The 16,067-nt window shown below is 52.9% G+C and carries 13 protein-coding genes; 9 read left to right on the top strand and 4 right to left on the bottom strand.

All coding sequences use genetic code 11. The features are described from left to right. The first annotated feature begins 68 nt into the window (after positions 1–68). From dusB to hflX, 7 genes are all read left to right on the top strand, one after another. Positions 69–1,139, top strand: coding sequence for a tRNA dihydrouridine synthase DusB (gene dusB / locus DS739_RS08900; protein ID WP_006116461.1), 1,071 nt, complete (start codon positions 69–71; stop codon positions 1,137–1,139). Then, a complete protein-coding gene (locus DS739_RS08895; protein ID WP_006116462.1) occupies positions 1,136–2,245 on the top strand; it encodes a nitrogen regulation protein NR(II) in 1,110 nt (369 codons plus the stop codon). Before dusB ends, DS739_RS08895 begins: the two co-directional genes overlap by 4 nt. Positions 2,246–2,301: 56 nt before the next feature. Further along, positions 2,302–3,744: a nitrogen regulation protein NR(I) gene (gene ntrC / locus DS739_RS08890; RefSeq protein WP_006116463.1), complete on the top strand. Its 1,443-nt coding sequence runs from the start codon at positions 2,302–2,304 to the stop codon at positions 3,742–3,744. Between the two features lie 9 nt (positions 3,745–3,753). Then, positions 3,754–6,018, top strand: a complete 2,265-nt coding sequence (locus DS739_RS08885) for a PAS domain-containing sensor histidine kinase (RefSeq protein ID WP_006116464.1) — start codon at positions 3,754–3,756, stop codon at positions 6,016–6,018. Beyond that, positions 6,008–7,399, top strand: a complete 1,392-nt coding sequence (locus DS739_RS08880) for a sigma-54 dependent transcriptional regulator (RefSeq protein WP_006116465.1) — start codon at positions 6,008–6,010, stop codon at positions 7,397–7,399. The genes DS739_RS08885 and DS739_RS08880 overlap by 11 nt, the downstream gene beginning before the upstream one ends. A gap of 77 nt (positions 7,400–7,476) precedes the next feature. Next, the gene (gene hfq / locus DS739_RS08875; protein ID WP_003624011.1) at positions 7,477–7,761 is read left to right on the top strand and encodes an RNA chaperone Hfq; all 285 of its coding nucleotides are present in this window, start codon (positions 7,477–7,479) and stop codon (positions 7,759–7,761) included. Continuing rightward, positions 7,715–9,061, top strand: a complete 1,347-nt coding sequence (gene hflX, locus DS739_RS08870) for a GTPase HflX (RefSeq protein ID WP_035350592.1) — start codon at positions 7,715–7,717, stop codon at positions 9,059–9,061. The genes hfq and hflX overlap by 47 nt, the downstream gene beginning before the upstream one ends. A gap of 59 nt (positions 9,062–9,120) precedes the next feature. Here hflX and DS739_RS08865 read toward each other — a convergent pair whose 3' ends face one another. The 3 genes from DS739_RS08865 to DS739_RS08855 form a co-directional block, all read right to left on the bottom strand. Further along, positions 9,121–9,753: an NUDIX hydrolase gene (locus DS739_RS08865; RefSeq protein ID WP_006116467.1), complete on the bottom strand. Its 633-nt coding sequence runs from the start codon at positions 9,751–9,753 to the stop codon at positions 9,121–9,123. An 88-nt stretch (positions 9,754–9,841) separates the two neighbouring features. Further along, positions 9,842–12,457 carry an ATP-dependent chaperone ClpB gene (clpB, locus tag DS739_RS08860; RefSeq protein ID WP_035350595.1) on the bottom strand — a complete coding sequence of 872 codons (2,616 nt, stop codon included), beginning with the start codon at positions 12,455–12,457 and terminating at the stop codon, positions 9,842–9,844. A 255-nt stretch (positions 12,458–12,712) separates the two neighbouring features. Continuing rightward, a complete protein-coding gene (locus DS739_RS08855) occupies positions 12,713–13,321 on the bottom strand; it encodes a superoxide dismutase (RefSeq protein WP_035350597.1) in 609 nt (202 codons plus the stop codon). Between the two features lie 194 nt (positions 13,322–13,515). Here DS739_RS08855 and DS739_RS08850 point away from each other — a divergent pair, with 194 nt between their 5' ends. After that, complete coding sequence (locus DS739_RS08850; protein ID WP_006116470.1) at positions 13,516–14,370, top strand: squalene/phytoene synthase family protein; 855 nt, start codon at positions 13,516–13,518, stop codon at positions 14,368–14,370. Here the strand turns inward: DS739_RS08850 and DS739_RS08845 are convergent. Then, a complete protein-coding gene (locus DS739_RS08845) occupies positions 14,319–15,194 on the bottom strand; it encodes an NAD(P)-dependent oxidoreductase (RefSeq protein WP_006116471.1) in 876 nt (291 codons plus the stop codon). The genes DS739_RS08850 and DS739_RS08845 overlap by 52 nt on opposite strands. A gap of 224 nt (positions 15,195–15,418) precedes the next feature. Here DS739_RS08845 and DS739_RS08835 point away from each other — a divergent pair, with 224 nt between their 5' ends. Beyond that, a complete protein-coding gene (locus tag DS739_RS08835) occupies positions 15,419–16,039 on the top strand; it encodes a sulfite oxidase heme-binding subunit YedZ (RefSeq protein ID WP_006116472.1) in 621 nt (206 codons plus the stop codon). The last annotated feature ends 28 nt before the right edge of the window (positions 16,040–16,067 follow it).

Here is a 16,067-nt window from a genome sequence, read left to right as displayed (position 1 = left end):
TTTCTTATGTTGCGTAAGGCGCGGGGTGGCTGTATTTCTGCCTAAATCATAGGCAAACGGAAATAACAGTGCATACGCAACCCACCCTGCGTCCCATTACTCTGGGCAGTATCGTTTTGGATACGCCTGTCATTCTGGCCCCCATGTCTGGTGTGACAGATCTGCCGTTTCGGCGTCTGGCACGCAAGTTGGGGGCCGGTCTTGTTGTTTCTGAAATGATCGCCTCTTGGGCGATGGTGCGTGAAAACGATACCACCCTGCGTATGGCGGAGGTGGCGGATGCGGGTGGCCCAAATGCCGTGCAGCTTGCAGGGTGCGACCCGGATGCCATGGCAGAGGCCGCGCGCATTGCCGTAGGTCGCGGGGCAGATCTTATTGATATCAATTTTGGTTGCCCAGTTAAAAAAGTGGCCGTTGGCCAGATGGCCGGTTCTGCCCTTATGCGGGATGAAGGGGCTGCCGAGCGTTTGCTGGCTGCCGTGGTTAAAGCCGTGCCGGTACCCGTTACCCTTAAAATGCGCATGGGCTGGGATCATGAACACCTAAATGCCCCTGTGCTGGCGCGTATTGCGCAGGATGTGGGTATCCGCATGATTACGGTGCATGGCCGCACGCGCCAGCAGTTTTATAATGGCACGGCCAACTGGGCCTTTGTGAAAAATGTAAAGGACGCGGTAGATCTACCCGTTATCGTGAATGGTGACATTCTTACGGTTGGAGATGCGCGGGAGGCATTGGCGCAATCTGGCGCAGATGGGGTCATGATCGGACGTGGCTGTTACGGGCGTCCGTGGTTTTTGGCGCAGGTGGCACACGCTTTGCGTACGGGGCAGGAAATTCCCGATCCTGCTTTGCCGGAAGAAAAAGCCATTGTGCTAGAACATTATAATATGATGCTGGAGCACTTTGGCCAGCGCCCCGGCCTGCGTCTGGCACGCAAGCATGTCTCTTGGTATTCGGCAGGGCTGCATGGCTCGGCATCATTCCGCGCGGCGTTTAATCGGGTGGAAACGCCAGAAGAAGCCATTGCCATGATTGCTGATTTTTACGATCAGCAAATTGCGGCTGGTGCGGTGCGAGAGCCGCGCGTTTCCCGTCATGCCATGGCGCAGCAGCAAGATCAGGTTCAGGCGGCGTGAAGGTAAAAGCAGCGCATGGGGTTGCTCAGCCCGATGCGGCGCTTGTTCTGGATAGTCTACCCGTTCCGGTTTTGGAAATAGGGCCACAAAATACAATTCTTGCTGCCAATATGGCGGCAGAAGAGTTTTTTGGCATGTCTCGCCATCAGTTACGGCACGGTGGTTTGGCAGAAGTTGTTCCGCAGGATCATCCGGTTTACCTGCTGCTTCAGCATGTGCGCACCCGTGGTGGAAGTGTAACAGAGCATGAACTGCTGTTTAGTTCCCCACGCTTTCATCATGAAAGTGTCAGTGTGCAGGCTGCTGATGTGCCAGATTACCCGGACATCATTTTACTGACATTTCATGAGCCCTCCGCAGCCCGCATGCTGGATCAGCAACTTGCCTACCGTTCTGCGGCCCGCAGCGTTTCCGGGCTGGCCGCCATGCTGGCGCATGAGGTGCGCAACCCGCTATCTGGCATTAAAGGGGCTGCGCAGTTGCTGGAACAGGCCGTAACAGATGCAGACCGTGATCTTGCCACCCTGATTTGTGATGAGGTTGACCGTATTGATGCGCTGGTTGACCGCATGGGCATGTTTGGTGAAGCCAATCTGGATTTCCGGGCACTCAATATTCACAGAATATTGGAACATGTGCGCCTGCTGGCCAGCAACGGTTTTGCCAAGGGTATCAAAATTATAGAGCGTTATGATCCCTCCCTCCCGCATGTATGGGGGGATCGGGACAGGTTGGTGCAGGTCTTGCTTAACTTAGTGAAAAACGCAGCCGAAGCCATACGCAATACCGATAAAGGCGGGGAGATCACGCTGCTTACCAGCTATCGCCCCGGTATTCGGGTGGCTGTGCCGGGCACAGCCCAATGGCGGCACCTTCCGCTGGTTGTTACTGTGCGAGATACAGGGCCGGGTATTTCCGAAACAGTGCGCCCTCATTTGTTCGAGCCCTTTGTATCCACCAAGGTAAACGGAAGCGGGCTGGGGCTTGCTTTGGTCGGTAAGGTGATGGACGACCACGGTGGCGTTATTGAGGTAGAAAGCCGCCGCGGCTGTACGGAAATCAGCTTGTTTCTGCCGATTGTCGACCATATGGGGCATTCCGGGTGAGATACCCTTTTGTGCAACAGTTCTGTTTTTCAGCTTTTTATCTGGTTTGAGACGTTATGACACCGCTGCCCACTATTCTTGTTGCTGATGATGATCGTTCTATTCGCACTGTGCTGGGGCAGGCATTGGGTCGGGCAGGCTATCAGGTGCAAACCACACCATCCGTAAACACACTCTGGCAATGGGTGCAGGAAGGTGAGGGGGATTTGGTGATTACGGATGTGATCATGCCAGATGGCAGTGGGCTGGATCTGGTTACGCGCATTCGCCAATTTCGGCCTGATCTGCGCGTTATTGTCATGAGCGCGCAATCAACTCTCACAACAGCGGTAAAAGCCACGCAACGTGGCGCGTTTGAATATCTGGCCAAGCCGTTTGATTTAAAGGAACTGCTGGCGGTTGTGGCAAGGGCGCTTACAACCCCAGTGCAGGAAGCCGAAAAACCAGCGGCCGATCAACCGCCAGAAGAACGCTTGCCTTTAATTGGGCAGTCCGTTGTTATGCAGGGGATCTATCGCAGCATTGCCCGCCTGACCACTTCTGATCTCACAGTCATGATTTCTGGGGAAAGCGGTACGGGTAAGGAACTGGTAGCTCACGCATTGCACGAATATGGCCGGCGCAGAAGTGGGCCTTTTGTGGCCGTCAATATGGCGGCTATTCCGCGCAAGCAGATTGAAAGCGAATTGTTTGGGTATGAACGTGGCGGCACGTTAGGCCGCATGCCCGGACGGTTTGAGCAGGCCACAGGCGGCACGCTATTTCTGGATGAAATTGGAGACATGCCGCAGGAGGCACAAACCCGTTTACTACGTGTTTTGCAGGAAGGTGAATTTACCACAGTTGGGGGCACAACGCCCTTGCGTGCAGATGTGCGCATTATAGCTGCTACGCATAGAGATCTGAGGCAGGCTATTCAGGCAGGTACGTTCCGTGAGGATCTGTATTACCGCCTGAATGTGGTGCCGTTGCGCCTGCCACCACTGCGGGAAAGGTTGGAAGATATTCCGCTGCTGGCGCGGCATTTTCTCTCTCAGTGTCGGGATGATGGCGGAACGTACAGAATCCTGGATGAAAGTGCCATTACAAGGCTTCAGGCCTGGCGCTGGCCGGGTAATGTGCGAGAATTGGAAAACCTCATCCGCCGTATTGTGGCCCTGTATTCTCAGGAAACCATCACCGGCGATGTGATTGATGCAGAACTGGCCGAACCTCTGGCGTATGATCCGATTCCCAACAGCGTTATGGCGGCGGAACCTTTGTCGGAATCTGTTTCTCGCCATATCGCCCGTTATCTGGAAGCCGGGCGGGATGGTGTGCCGCTGCATGATCTGCATGCCCGGATTATTGCAGAAGTTGAACGTCCGCTTATCCAGATGACACTGGCCGAAACACGCGGCAACCAGATCAAAGCTGCTGCCATGTTAGGCCTGAACCGAAATACATTGCGGAAAAAAATTCGAGACCTTGAGATTCCTGTCGTTCGTGGCGTAGTCTGATCCTTAGGTATGAAGCAGCTTCTGTTCTCCCTAAGGCACCTTCTTTCCCGCACACGCCTGCATTGGCTTTTGCGTTCTCTGGAGCGTAAAACGGTTGCCATTACGCTTGCTGCGTTGGCGTTGTGTTTGGGGTTTGCCACGTTTGTAGTGCTTTCAGGGGGGATGTCCTTTGGGCATTATTCCCTGATTGAACCCTTGCTGCTGTTCCTGAATGGTATGGTGCTGGCGCTGCTTGTGGTGGCCTTGGCTATCCGTATCGGCCCAATGGTGCGCGAGCATCGGAAGGGGTTGGCTGGGGCGCGGCTGCATGTGCGGCTGGTTACGCTGTTTGGCATTGTGGCTGTGGCCCCCACGCTGGTTGTGGGCGCGTTTGCAACGTTGTTTTTCCATTATGGCATTCAGATCTGGTTTTCAGACCGGGTTAACACAGCGTTGAATGAAGCTTTGCAGGCTTCTCGCGGGTATCTGGTGGAACATAACGCCAATATCCGTACAGATGCGTTCTCGATGGCCAATTACATCATGAGCGCCCAGAACGAACTGGCGGCCAGTGGCATGGATCTGTTTCAGGATCACGATGCCTTGGCGCAAATGCTGGATAGCCAGGCCACCATGCGCGGGCTGACAGAAGCCTTGGTGTATGACCCTATTACCAACAAGGTTGTGGCCGCGGGCGGGTTGATGAGCCGCACGGGGTATTTGCAGGAACTGCCCCCTCCTGCTGCTACGGTTATGGCGCGCTCAAACGATGTGGCTATTCTGGATTCTCCAGATGAACGTACAGTGCGGGCTGTGGTGGAACTTTCTCAAACGCCAGCGCTTATGCTGGTCATTACCCGGCTGGTTGATCCAACTATTCTGGAGCACATGCATCGCACGGAAAAGGTGGTGGCGGATTACAAGCGGCTGAGCAACAACCGTGCCAAGATCCAGCTAACATTTGTCATGATCTTTGCGTTGGTGGCGTTGTTGGTGCTTGCTGCAGCAGCCTTGATCGGGCTGGCGCTTGCAAACCAGATTGCGCGCCCGCTGGGTTTGTTAAGCGTAGCTGCGCGCCGGGTAAGTGAAGGGGATTTGGGTGTTCATGTGCCTGAAAATGACAGGGATGATGAAGTTGCCAGTCTTTCCCGCGCTTTTAATCGCATGACAGAAGAACTGGCCAGCCAGCGTTCGGAGTTGATGGCTGCATATGGGCAGATCAATGAACGTCGGCGGTTTACCGAGGCCGTGCTTTCTGGCGTTTCAGCCGGTGTGATTGGGCTGGACGTTAAGCAGAATATCGAACTGCCAAATCGTGCTGCCTGTGTTTTGCTGCAAACAGATTTAATGGATGCCATTGGTGAGCCCTTAGCCCAACGTGTGCCGGAATTTTCCGAGTTTTTGCAAGAAGCACGCACAACGCCAGATGCTGTGCTCACGCGGGAAATTCAGATAGGTCAGCAAGCTAGCCAGCGTACCTTGTTGGTGCGTTTGGGGGCCGAGCTACGGGGCACGATTACCGAAGGGTATGTGATGACATTTGATGACATTACGGCCCTGCAACAGGCGCAACGTAAAGCTGCATGGGCCGATGTGGCACGGCGTATTGCGCATGAAATCAAGAATCCGCTTACGCCTATCCAACTGGCGGCTGAACGGTTAAAGCGGCGTTTTTTAAAAGAAATTACTTCCGATCCCGATACATTTTCGCAGTGTGCAGATACAATTGTGCGGCAGGTGGGGGATATCGGGCGCATGGTGGATGAGTTTTCGGCCTTTGCGCGTATGCCGCAGCCTGTCATGAAAGACGAGGATATTTCGCGTATTGTGCGTGAGGTGCTGATTCTGCAAAGAAACGCACACCCAGAAATTGCCTACCATCTGGATATTCCAGACAGAGGCCCCAAAGCACGATGTGATAGAAGATTGATAAGTCAGGCACTTATTAATCTTTTGCAGAATGCGGCGGATGCCATTGCCATGACAGCCAGACAGGGCGAAGCTACAGATCAAGCATCCGCTACCAAGGGTGAAGTGTCGGTTCGGATTATAGAAGGTGCAGAAGATATCGCCATAGAAGTGGCAGATAACGGAGTTGGGCTTCCATCGGACGATAGAAATCGTCTGACGGAACCTTATGTGACGCACAAAGCCAAGGGTACTGGTTTAGGTTTGGCTATTGTGAAAAAGATCATGGAAGATCATGGTGGAACAGTGCGTCTGGAAGACAAAGCGGGAGAAAGAGGAACTGTGGCTACTCTGATTTTGTCGGTGAAAGACAACCATGGCGCATGAAATCCTGATTGTTGATGATGAACCCGATATCAGAATGCTGATTGAGGGCATTCTGAGTGATGAAGGTTATGAAACACGCGTAGCCGCCAGTGCAGATACCGCATTGGCCGCTTTTCGGGCTCGTAGGCCATCACTTGTTATTCTGGATGTTTGGCTACAAGGGTCAGACATGGATGGTCTGGCCATTCTTCAGGCCATGAAAGCCGAGGAATCTTCGGTTCCTGTTGTCATGATTTCTGGCCATGGCACAATTGAAACAGCCGTGGCGGCGCTTCAGCATGGTGCTTACGATTTTATAGAAAAGCCATTTCAGGCAGATAGACTGCTGGTTATTGTACGGCGTGCGCTGGAGGCTTCGCGGCTGGCGCGTGAGAACGAAGAACTGCGCATAAAAGCCGGGCAGGATACGGAACTGTTTGGTAACAGCGCCCAGATTGCAGCCGTTAGAAACCAGATAGAAAAAGTAGCTCCCACAGGCTCGCGCGTACTTATCAGCGGCGGGCCGGGGGCAGGCAAGGAAGTGGCTGCCCGTATGATCCATGCTCGCTCCAAGCGGGAGGACGGCCCTTTTGTTGCGCTCAACTGCGCCACGCTGGCACCGGGACGGTTTGAGGAAGAACTGTTCGGGCTTGAAGGCGGCACAGAAGGCGTAGGTCGCCGTACCGGGGTGCTGGAACGCGCACATGGTGGCACGCTTTTGCTGGATGAAGTGGCAGATATGCCGCTGGAAACACAGGGCAAGATTGTAAGGGCCTTGCAGGATCAGACATTCGAACGTCTGGGTGGTGATGCCCGCGTTAAAGTGGATGTGCGCGTGCTGGCTACCACAAACCGTGATTTGCAGGCTGAAATTATGGCCGGGCGTTTTCGGGAAGACCTGTATTATCGGTTAGCAGTTGTGCCGCTGCGTATGCCCGCGCTACGAGAAAGAAGGGATGATATTCCCGGGCTTGCGGCCATGTTTTTGCGCCGCGCAGCAGAAATGGCTGGTTTGCCTACGCGTGAACTCTCGCCCGATGCCGTTGCTGCCCTTCAGGCCTATGATTGGCCGGGTAATGTGCGAGAGCTGCGCAACCTCATGGAACGTGTGCTGATTATGCAGCCCGGGAGCAGCCAAGAGCCCATTCGCGCAGATATGCTGCCCTCTACTGTGGGGGAAAGTGCGCCCGCATTGCTGAAGTTTGATGCCTCAACAGATGTTATGGCATTGCCCTTAAGAGAAGCGCGTGATCTGTTTGAAACCCAGTATCTGCAAGCTCAGCTTTTGCGTTTTGGCGGAAATATCAGCCGTACAGCGCTGTTTGTGGGCATGGAGCGCAGCGCTTTGCATCGCAAACTTAAGCAGCTTGGTGTAACATCTGAGGAACGAGGCGTGGGCTGACATGTTTCAAGGTTGCAGGCTTTAGGCAGGCAGTCCGGCTAAAATATAATAATGAGAACGGAATAGGGCCTCACACTGTGGAAAAAGAGAGTGCATATAACGTGCAGGATGCGTTCCTGAACCAGATCCGGCGCTCACGCGCGGCTGTTACGGTGTTTCTGGTTAACGGCGTTAAGTTACAGGGATTTATTACATGGTTTGATGATGAGGTTGTTCTTTTACGGCGTGATGAACAAACCCAGCTTATCTACAAGCATGCCATCAGCACGGTAATGCCCAGCATTCCTGTCAATATTTCCGATTCCAACACTGCCGATGCGCAGGCAGACAGGGACCTTTCTCTTGGCGACGAGTTTCTCTGAAAAGAAAAAGAAAGTAGCAACCCGTGCGGCAGTTATCCTGCCGTGGGAGCGTTCTGCCCACGGGCAGGATGTGCGGGCCGCAGAGGCACGGTTAGAAGAAGCCGTGGGACTAACAGCCTCTATTGGGCTGGTTATTGTGCGCAAGGATGTATTGCTTCTGCGCAGCAGGCGTTCCGCCACCCTTTTAGGTAAGGGGCAGGTAGATTCCCTGCGTATTGCTGTTAAGGCAGATCAGGTTGATGTGGTGGTGGTGGATGCAAAGCTTAGCCCCGCCCAACAGCGTAATCTGGAAACAGAATGCGGTTGTAAGGTTATAGATCGTACCGGCCTTATTCTGGATATTTTTGGTGCCCGTGCCGCCACAAAGGAAGGCACCTTGCAGGTTGAACTTGCGCATCTGGAATATCAGCGTTCCCGCCTTGTACGCTTGTGGACCCATCTTGAACGCCAGCGCGGTGGCTTTGGCTTTCTTGGTGGCCCCGGTGAAACCCAGATTGAAGCCGACCGGCGTATGATCGGTGATCGTATTGTGCGGCTTAAAAAAGATCTGGAACAGGTGCGGCGCACACGCGGGTTGCATAGGCAGGCACGTAAGCGCGTACCTTTCCCGGTGGTGGCTTTGGTGGGGTATACCAACGCAGGTAAATCCACGCTGTTCAATGCCCTTACGGGTGCCACTGTGTATGCGCAGGATCAGCTTTTTGCGACGCTAGACCCTACTATGCGCGCGATTGACCTGCCTTCTGGCCGGAGGGTTATTCTGTCTGACACGGTAGGATTTATCAGTGATCTGCCAACGGAGCTGATTGCGGCCTTCCGGGCTACGTTGGAAGAAGTGGCAGAGGCAGACATTATCCTGCATGTGCGCGATGTGGCGCATCCAGATAGCGCAGCCCAGAAAAAAGATGTGCTGGGTGTTCTGGAAGGTATGGCGAAGGATGACATGCTGGAGCAGGATTGGCCGGAACGCATCATTGAAGTGCTGAACAAGGTTGATCTGCTGGGTGGCCCAGAAGCTATTCCGCAAACAGAAGATACCATTGCGATTTCCGCCATTACAGGGGATGGCTTGGAAACACTTCTGGCACGTATTGATGCGCGTATTACACAAGGTATGGAAACGGTGCGTTACCGTTTGCCGTTGGCAGATGGAGCAGCCTCGGCTTGGCTTTATCAGCACGGTGAAGTTGTTGCGCGGGAAGACAAGGATGAACAGACAGATATTACTGTTCGCCTTTCAACAGAGGATCGCGCCCGGTTTGAACGCCAGTTTTCCCACATCCAACCGATGCTCGCTTAAAAAGAAAAGCTCTGACATCAGGATAAATACATTTGAAATCCTGATGTCAGATTTTTTATTCAGTCAAAATCTGTAGGCAATTCGGGGTCTGCTTGATGTGCAAAAAGCCGGGTAATTTCGTGCGGTGTAATGCGCCCGGTTGAAATATCCTGCGGGATATTGTTCTGTGCAAAAAAGCCAACTTCGCTTGTTTCAATACTGGTGGTAGCTTCCCCCCCAGTTATTTCGCCCAGAAAGAATAGCTTGGTGACAGAAAAAGGTTCTGGCGGCATATGCCCTTGGCGCGCGCGATCCAGCGCCATGGCTAACTTGGTAATCCGCACTGTATAGCCAGTTTCTTCCCACACCTCTTTGGCCGCACATTCAGATGCGGTCAGGTTTACATCTGTCCAGCCACCGGGCACGGTCCAGCGGTTGCTGTCTAGCACTTCGCGCACCATTAACAGGCGGTTCTGGGCATCAAACACACCAACGCGCACTTCCAGCTTGGGCGTGGCGTAACCTGATTGCTGGCTGAACAGGTTTTCTATTTTTTGCACATCTACATGGCTGCCTTCGGCCATCATTTGCGCGGCCAGATTGCGCAGCATTTCATAGCGTTCTTTATCAAACGGGTCTTGCACATAGGTAAGCCCTGTCTGGGCAATGGCCTGAATTTCTCTGGCCCATACCAGCCAGACAGGTTCCGACATTCTACATTCCTTTGATCAGCAAGTTTCATAAAAAACGGGAAGGCCTAAGCCTTCCCGTTCTGTGTAACACACTCTGCCAAGGCAGAAATTACATGGCTGCTTCTGTTTGTGCTGCGGTTTTACCGTTAATCAGCAGGCCATCACCATTGGCGGAGATATTAACCGTTTCTCCATCAAGGATATTACCTTCCAGAAGCTGTTCTGCCAGCGGGTTTTGCAGCGTGCGCTGAATAACCCTTTTAAGCGGGCGGGCACCGTAAATGGGGTCATACCCTTCATTCGCCAGCCATGCTTCGGCCAGTTTATCCAAGTGCAGACTGATTTTGCGATCATCCAGCAACTGCTGCAAGCGAGCAATCTGGATATCCACAATCTTGGTCATATCCGCTTTCTGTAACCGCGAGAACAGGATGATTTCATCCAGACGGTTCAGGAACTCAGGGCGGAAGTGCTCACGCACAACCTTCATCACCTGTGCCTGCACCATGTCGGGAGATTCCCCATCCGGCAAGTTGGCCAGATATTCAGAACCCAGATTGCTGGTGAGAATGATAAGGGTGTTGCGGAAGTCTACCGTGCGGCCCTGCCCATCCGTTAGGCGGCCATCATCCAGCACCTGAAGCAGAATGTTGAACACATCTTCATGTGCTTTTTCTACTTCATCAAACAGGATGACCTGATAAGGGCGACGGCGCACAGCTTCTGTCAGCACGCCACCTTCTTCATACCCCACATAACCCGGAGGGGCACCAATCAGGCGGGCCACTGCGTGCTTTTCCATGAACTCACTCATGTCGATACGCAGCAGGGCTTTATCATCATCAAACAGGAAGCGGGCCAGTGCTTTGGTCAGCTCTGTTTTACCAACACCTGTTGGGCCGAGAAACAGGAAGGAACCAATCGGGCGGTTGGGGTCCTGCAAGCCAGCACGGGCACGACGCACCGCGTTGGAAACAGCTTTAAGAGCTTGTTCCTGACCAACCACGGATTTACGCAGTTCGTCTTCCATACGCAGCAGCTTGGCGCGTTCACCTTCCAGCATCCGGTCAACCGGCACGCCAGTCCAGCGAGATACAACAGAAGCCACGCCCTGATCCGTAACAGCTTCGGAAACCAGATCATCTTTCTTAGCGGTTTCTTCTTCTGTTTTCTGAGCTTCTGCGATTTGGCCCTGCAAGTTGGGGATAACGCCATACATCAGTTCAGATGCGCGCCCCAAGTCACCTTTACGCTGTGCCACTTCTACATCAGAACGTGCTTGATCAAGCTGTTCCTGCAGTTTCTGAATGGTGTTTACGCGGTTCTTTTCCGCATGCCATGCGGCACTAAGCGTGTTGGACTTTTCTTCCAGATCAGCCAGTTCAGATTCTACGGCTTCCAGACGGTCCTTGCTGGCCGTATCATCTTCCTTCTTCAAGGCTTCACGTTCGATTTTTAGCTGAATGATGCGGCGGTCCAGCTCGTCCAGTTCTTCGGGCTTGCTGTCAATCTGCATACGCAGGCGGCTTGCGGCTTCATCAATCAGATCAATCGCTTTATCGGGCAGGAAGCGGTCTGTGATGTAGCGGTTGGAAAGTGTGGCTGCTGCCACCAACGCACCATCGGTAATACGCACACCATGATGGAGTTCGTATTTTTCCTTAATACCACGCAGAATAGAGATTGTATCCGCAACAGAAGGCTCACCCACAAATACCGGCTGGAAGCGGCGGGCAAGGGCTGCATCTTTTTCAATATACTTGCGGTATTCATCCAGCGTGGTGGCGCCAATGCAGTGCAGTGTGCCGCGGGCTAGTTCCGGCTTGATGAGGTTAGAGGCATCCATCGCCCCATCGGTGCGGCCAGCGCCAACCAGCGTGTGCATTTCATCAATAAACAGGATGATCTGGCCTTCGGCGGATTCAATTTCTTTCAGAACAGCTTTTAGGCGTTCTTCAAATTCACCGCGATATTTGGCGCCAGCAACCAGCGCGCCCATATCAAGGGAAAGCAGTTTTTTGTTTTTCAGCGCTTCGGGCACATCTCCATTAACAATACGTTGGGCCAAGCCTTCCACAATAGCGGTTTTACCCACACCGGGTTCCCCAATCAGAACTGGGTTGTTTTTGCTGCGGCGGGCCAGAACCTGAATGGCACGGCGGATTTCTTCATCACGCCCAATAACGGGGTCTAGCTTGCCTTTAAGGGCAACTTCCGTGACATCACGGGCATATTTTTTAAGTGCATCAAAATTGGCTTCAGCGTTTTCGCTGGTCACTGTGCGTCCTTTGCGAATAGTCGTAATGGCTTTTTCAAGTGTATCAGCAGAGGCACCGTTTTCTTTTAATGCACGGCCTGCTGGCGTATCAGATGCGGCAATAGCTACAAGCAGTCTATCCTGTGCAACAAAGCTATCACCAGCTTTCTGGGCGGTTTGTTCTGCATTGTCCAGAATACGCACCAGTTCCGGTGTTGCTGCTGGCTGCCCTGCACCGCTGCCCTGAACTTTTGGCAGTTTTGCCAAAGCCTGTTCGGTTGCGGCTTTTACAGCTTCCGGATTGCCACCCGCACTGCGAATAAGTGAGGAAGCAGCTCCTTCATTATCATCCAGCATAGCCTTGAGCAGATGCTCTGGTGTAAGCTGCTGGTTAAAATCACGTAAAGCTATTGTTTGCGCAGCCTGCAAAAAGCCGCGTGAACGATCTGTAAATTTTGCAATATCCATTATAATCCCTCTTGTCCCTTTTACATCAGGCGACTGAAGGCCCTGCTGGCACCCCATGTAGGCAATGTCAGCGTGGTCTCATTCTTCATAAATTGAGATTGGAACGTTGAGAGAGACAATCAAGGGGGCGTGATGCGTTTTCGTGCATGGGTGATAGATGGTGCGAGCAGAACACCTTGAGGAAGCAGAGTTTCCAATAAAAAAAGGCAGCACCCAGTAAGGTGCTGCCTTTAGTGTTTTCCCGGTAAGGAAAACTTACGCCGCGTTCAGCTGGGCTTCAGCGAATTCATAATTCGCCAGCTTGTCCAGGAAGTTGGTGACGTAGTCTGGACGACGGTTGCGGAAGTCCAGGTAGTAGGAATGTTCCCACACGTCCACTGTCAGCAGGGCCTTGCCCTGACCTTCGGCCAACGGGTTGGTGCCGTTAGGCGTTTTGGTGATGGCCAGCTTGCCATCCTTACCCAGAACCAGCCATGCCCAGCCAGAACCGAACTGAGAAACAGCAGCCTTGCGGAATTCTTCCTTGAAGGTGTCAATGCTGCCAAAATCGGCGGCAATTTTTGCAGCCAGCTTTTCTGGCATCACACCGCCATTGGGGGAGAGGCAGTTCCAGAAGAAGGAATGGTTCCAATGCTGGCCAGCATTGTTAAACAGGCCGGTAAGATCTGCTTTGCCGTGGGCAGCCAGAATGATTTCTTCCAAAGACTTACCCTGAAATTCGGGCTTGTCTTCCAGCAGCTTGTTCAGGGTGTTGACGTAGGCCAGATGATGCTTGCCATGATGGTATTCAAGCGTTTCTGGGCACATGCCACGTGGGCCAAGTGCGGTGGGTGCAAAGGGGAGGGCAGGCAGTTCAAAAGCCATTTTAATACTCCGTATTCTAAAGGCGGGGCGTGTGAGGGAACACACCTGAGTTCCAGAGCTATGGGCGCAGGGCAGATGCGTCAAGGGAAAGGCGCATGACATGTGCCTTGCGCAGCCATACTCACGGAAACTTGCCTTGCCAGCAGGGCTTACAATAAGGGCCTTCCGTTAGGAAAGCGGGATTATTCAAACGCATGGGCCATGCACAGGTTTCCCGCACATCAAGCTACGTTTGGGTAAGGGGGATATCGGAGCCAATGGCGCAGCAAGAACATCAGCCTCTTGCAATGGAAGTGCAAAAAGCTGTGCAGGCAGACCCAGACCGGGCGTTGTGTTTATGGTTTCTGCCGGCTTCTGTGCGTGATGCCGCTTATGTTCTTCTGGCTTTCCATAATGAGTTGATTCGCGCTTTGACTCCCGCACGTTCTGCATCTGTGGCAGGGCCAATGGCTGGGTATATTCGCCTGCAATGGTGGCGAGAGGTGCTGGAGCAGCAACGCAAGCCAGAACATATTTTGGCCCCCGCCCTTATGAGGCTTGTGGAATCCGGACAAGTGCAGCGTGAAACGTGCCTGAGAATGATTGCTGCGCGAGAAATGGAACTAGAGACCACGCAAGATGTAGAGCGCTGGGTGCTTATGATGCGCGATGGCGCTGGTGCTTTCCAACAGGCGATAGGCGAACTTCTGGGTGTGCAGGATTCTGATGAGCTACAACGCTTGACAGCCGGAGGGGCGGCTTACGGGGCAGGCTCCATGTTAAGACATTGGCCGTTGCTTGCAGGGAGTGGCCGTTTTTTGTTTCCCGGCACGCAGGAACAACTCAGGCAGGCTGGAAAGACATTTTTGCAAGAATGTGATTTTGCAGCTTTGGAGCCACAATGTCGTAAAACCGCTTTACCTGCGGTGTTGGCAAAGCGTGATCTGGCGCGTGGAAGCGAGCAGGCAGGCCTGCCCCGCGGAATAGGGGACAGGCTTGCTGTATGTCGCGCTGGTATTCAGGCGTCGTTGGCGACAATTTTTTCCATCACGCCAATCAGAACCGAATAATCAGCATTTTCTGCCGCGCGGCGGGCAAGGGAAAGTTGCTGCGTAACGGCTGCCAACGTAGGTGCGGGCACTGCCAGACGAGCTGCGGCATCCATGAGCAGGCGCATGTCTTTTTGCATGAGACGAGCAGGGAACTGCGGGGAGAAATCTCCTGCTTTGGCCATTTTGATCTTGCGCTTGTGGTGCGGAGAAATAACAGCCATTTCATCCAGCGCATCAAACAGCATGGAACGATCCAACCCAGCTGCCAGCCCGTAGGCAATACCTTCTGCCACAGCGGCCAACCCGGCACCCATAATGCCATTGATCACCAGTTTAAGGCGCGCACCGCTGCCAGATGGCCCAGCATGAATGGTAATGCGGCCAATTTTATCAAAAATGGGCTGAGCACGCGCAATAGCGGCATCATCTCCACCGGCCAGAATAACCAGATTGGCAGATTCTGCTTCTGGTGTGCTGCCAGATACCGGACAATCTATAACGCAGATCTTTTTTTCCTGTCCGGCTTTTTGCAGGGCATCTGCGGCTTCTGGGGAAACGGAACTGGCATTCAGCAGCAAACCATTTGCCTTTATGCCTGCCAGAACGCCTTGTGGCCCGTACATACTGGCGGCAAGGGCTTCATCATCCGGTACGCAGGCCAGAACAATATCTGCCTTGCTGGCTACTTCTGCCGGAGTGGGCAGAAAACGGGTTACGCCATCTCCCCCCTTGCCAGAGGGAGTATAGGCAAGGGTTGCATATCCGGCTTTTTCCAGATGAGCAGCCATACGGCTGGCCATGGCACCAAACCCAATAAAACCGATTGTCTGCTGAGTTGTCATGCTGAATGAACCTTCTTGTTTGTATGAGCAGAATTATAAACCTGAATAGCAAGATATGTCTTGGATAGGTTTGGGAAACACTGTTCGCGTTTACGTGTCTGGGTGTGATGTAATTTGTTACGATTGCACAGTATTCTTGCGCAATAAGGCTGATTTTGTAAGGGTAATCATGCACTCAGCGTAAGTGGCTGCGGTGCCTCAAACAGTGGAGAACAGAAAACCCCATGCCATTGTCCACCCCAGACCGAAGCCGGCGGTTTCGCCTTTCTCCCCTTACGCGGCAGGTATTGCTGTATGTGCTGTTCATGCTGCCAGCAGTATCTTATCTGGCTGGTGCTTTTTCGGGGGATCTGGGGCCAAATCCATTTAAGACCTGTTTGCATGAATTTGGGCGTTATGCATTTCGGTTCTTGCTTGTTTCTCTTATGATTTCGCCGCTCAAGCGGTTTTTGAAAATTGATTTAATGGTTTACCGCCGCCCGCTTGGGCTGTTGGCTTTCAGTTACGCAGCTTTGCACGTTACGCTTTATTTCTGGTGGGCACGCGGGTTTGATGTCCAGCGGATATGGAAAGATTTTTTAACACGTCCATTCCTGACATTCGGGCTTCTTGCATTTTCTATTTTGATTGTGTTGGCAGCAACATCCACACGCAAATCCATCATACGGTTGGGTAAAAAATGGGCACGTTTGCATCGTCTGGTATATGTCGCCATGGTTTTGGCGTGCATCCATTACGCCATTGCATTTAAGCAGTGGTATATTGAACCTTTTATATATGCAGCCGTAGCGGCATGTGTGTTGGGTTTGCGGCTTGTGCCAAAACCCGGGCTTAAAAAATCCTGAAATAAAAAGGAGGCATGAATTTTTCATG

Source organism: Acetobacter sp. JWB, assembly GCF_003323795.1.
Taxonomy (GTDB): domain Bacteria; phylum Pseudomonadota; class Alphaproteobacteria; order Acetobacterales; family Acetobacteraceae; genus Acetobacter; species Acetobacter oryzifermentans.
This window is presented reverse-complemented; position numbering and strand designations above follow the sequence as displayed.

Bases quoted from the DNA above. Each gene is read 5' to 3' on its own strand.
- DS739_RS08845 (WP_006116471.1), bottom strand. From the start codon at position 15,194: ATGACAACTCAGCAGACAATCGGTTTTATTGGGTTTGGTGCCATGGCC.
- DS739_RS08835 (WP_006116472.1), top strand. From the start codon at position 15,419: ATGCCATTGTCCACCCCAGACCGAAGCCGGCGGTTTCGCCTTTCTCCC.
- DS739_RS08885 (WP_006116464.1), top strand. From the start codon at position 3,754: ATGAAGCAGCTTCTGTTCTCCCTAAGGCACCTTCTTTCCCGCACACGC.
- clpB (WP_035350595.1), bottom strand. From the start codon at position 12,457: ATGGATATTGCAAAATTTACAGATCGTTCACGCGGCTTTTTGCAGGCT.
- hflX (WP_035350592.1), top strand. From the start codon at position 7,715: ATGCGCAGGCAGACAGGGACCTTTCTCTTGGCGACGAGTTTCTCTGAA.
- DS739_RS08865 (WP_006116467.1), bottom strand. From the start codon at position 9,753: ATGTCGGAACCTGTCTGGCTGGTATGGGCCAGAGAAATTCAGGCCATT.
- DS739_RS08855 (WP_035350597.1), bottom strand. From the start codon at position 13,321: ATGGCTTTTGAACTGCCTGCCCTCCCCTTTGCACCCACCGCACTTGGC.
- DS739_RS08880 (WP_006116465.1), top strand. From the start codon at position 6,008: ATGGCGCATGAAATCCTGATTGTTGATGATGAACCCGATATCAGAATG.
- ntrC (WP_006116463.1), top strand. From the start codon at position 2,302: ATGACACCGCTGCCCACTATTCTTGTTGCTGATGATGATCGTTCTATT.
- DS739_RS08850 (WP_006116470.1), top strand. From the start codon at position 13,516: ATGGGCCATGCACAGGTTTCCCGCACATCAAGCTACGTTTGGGTAAGG.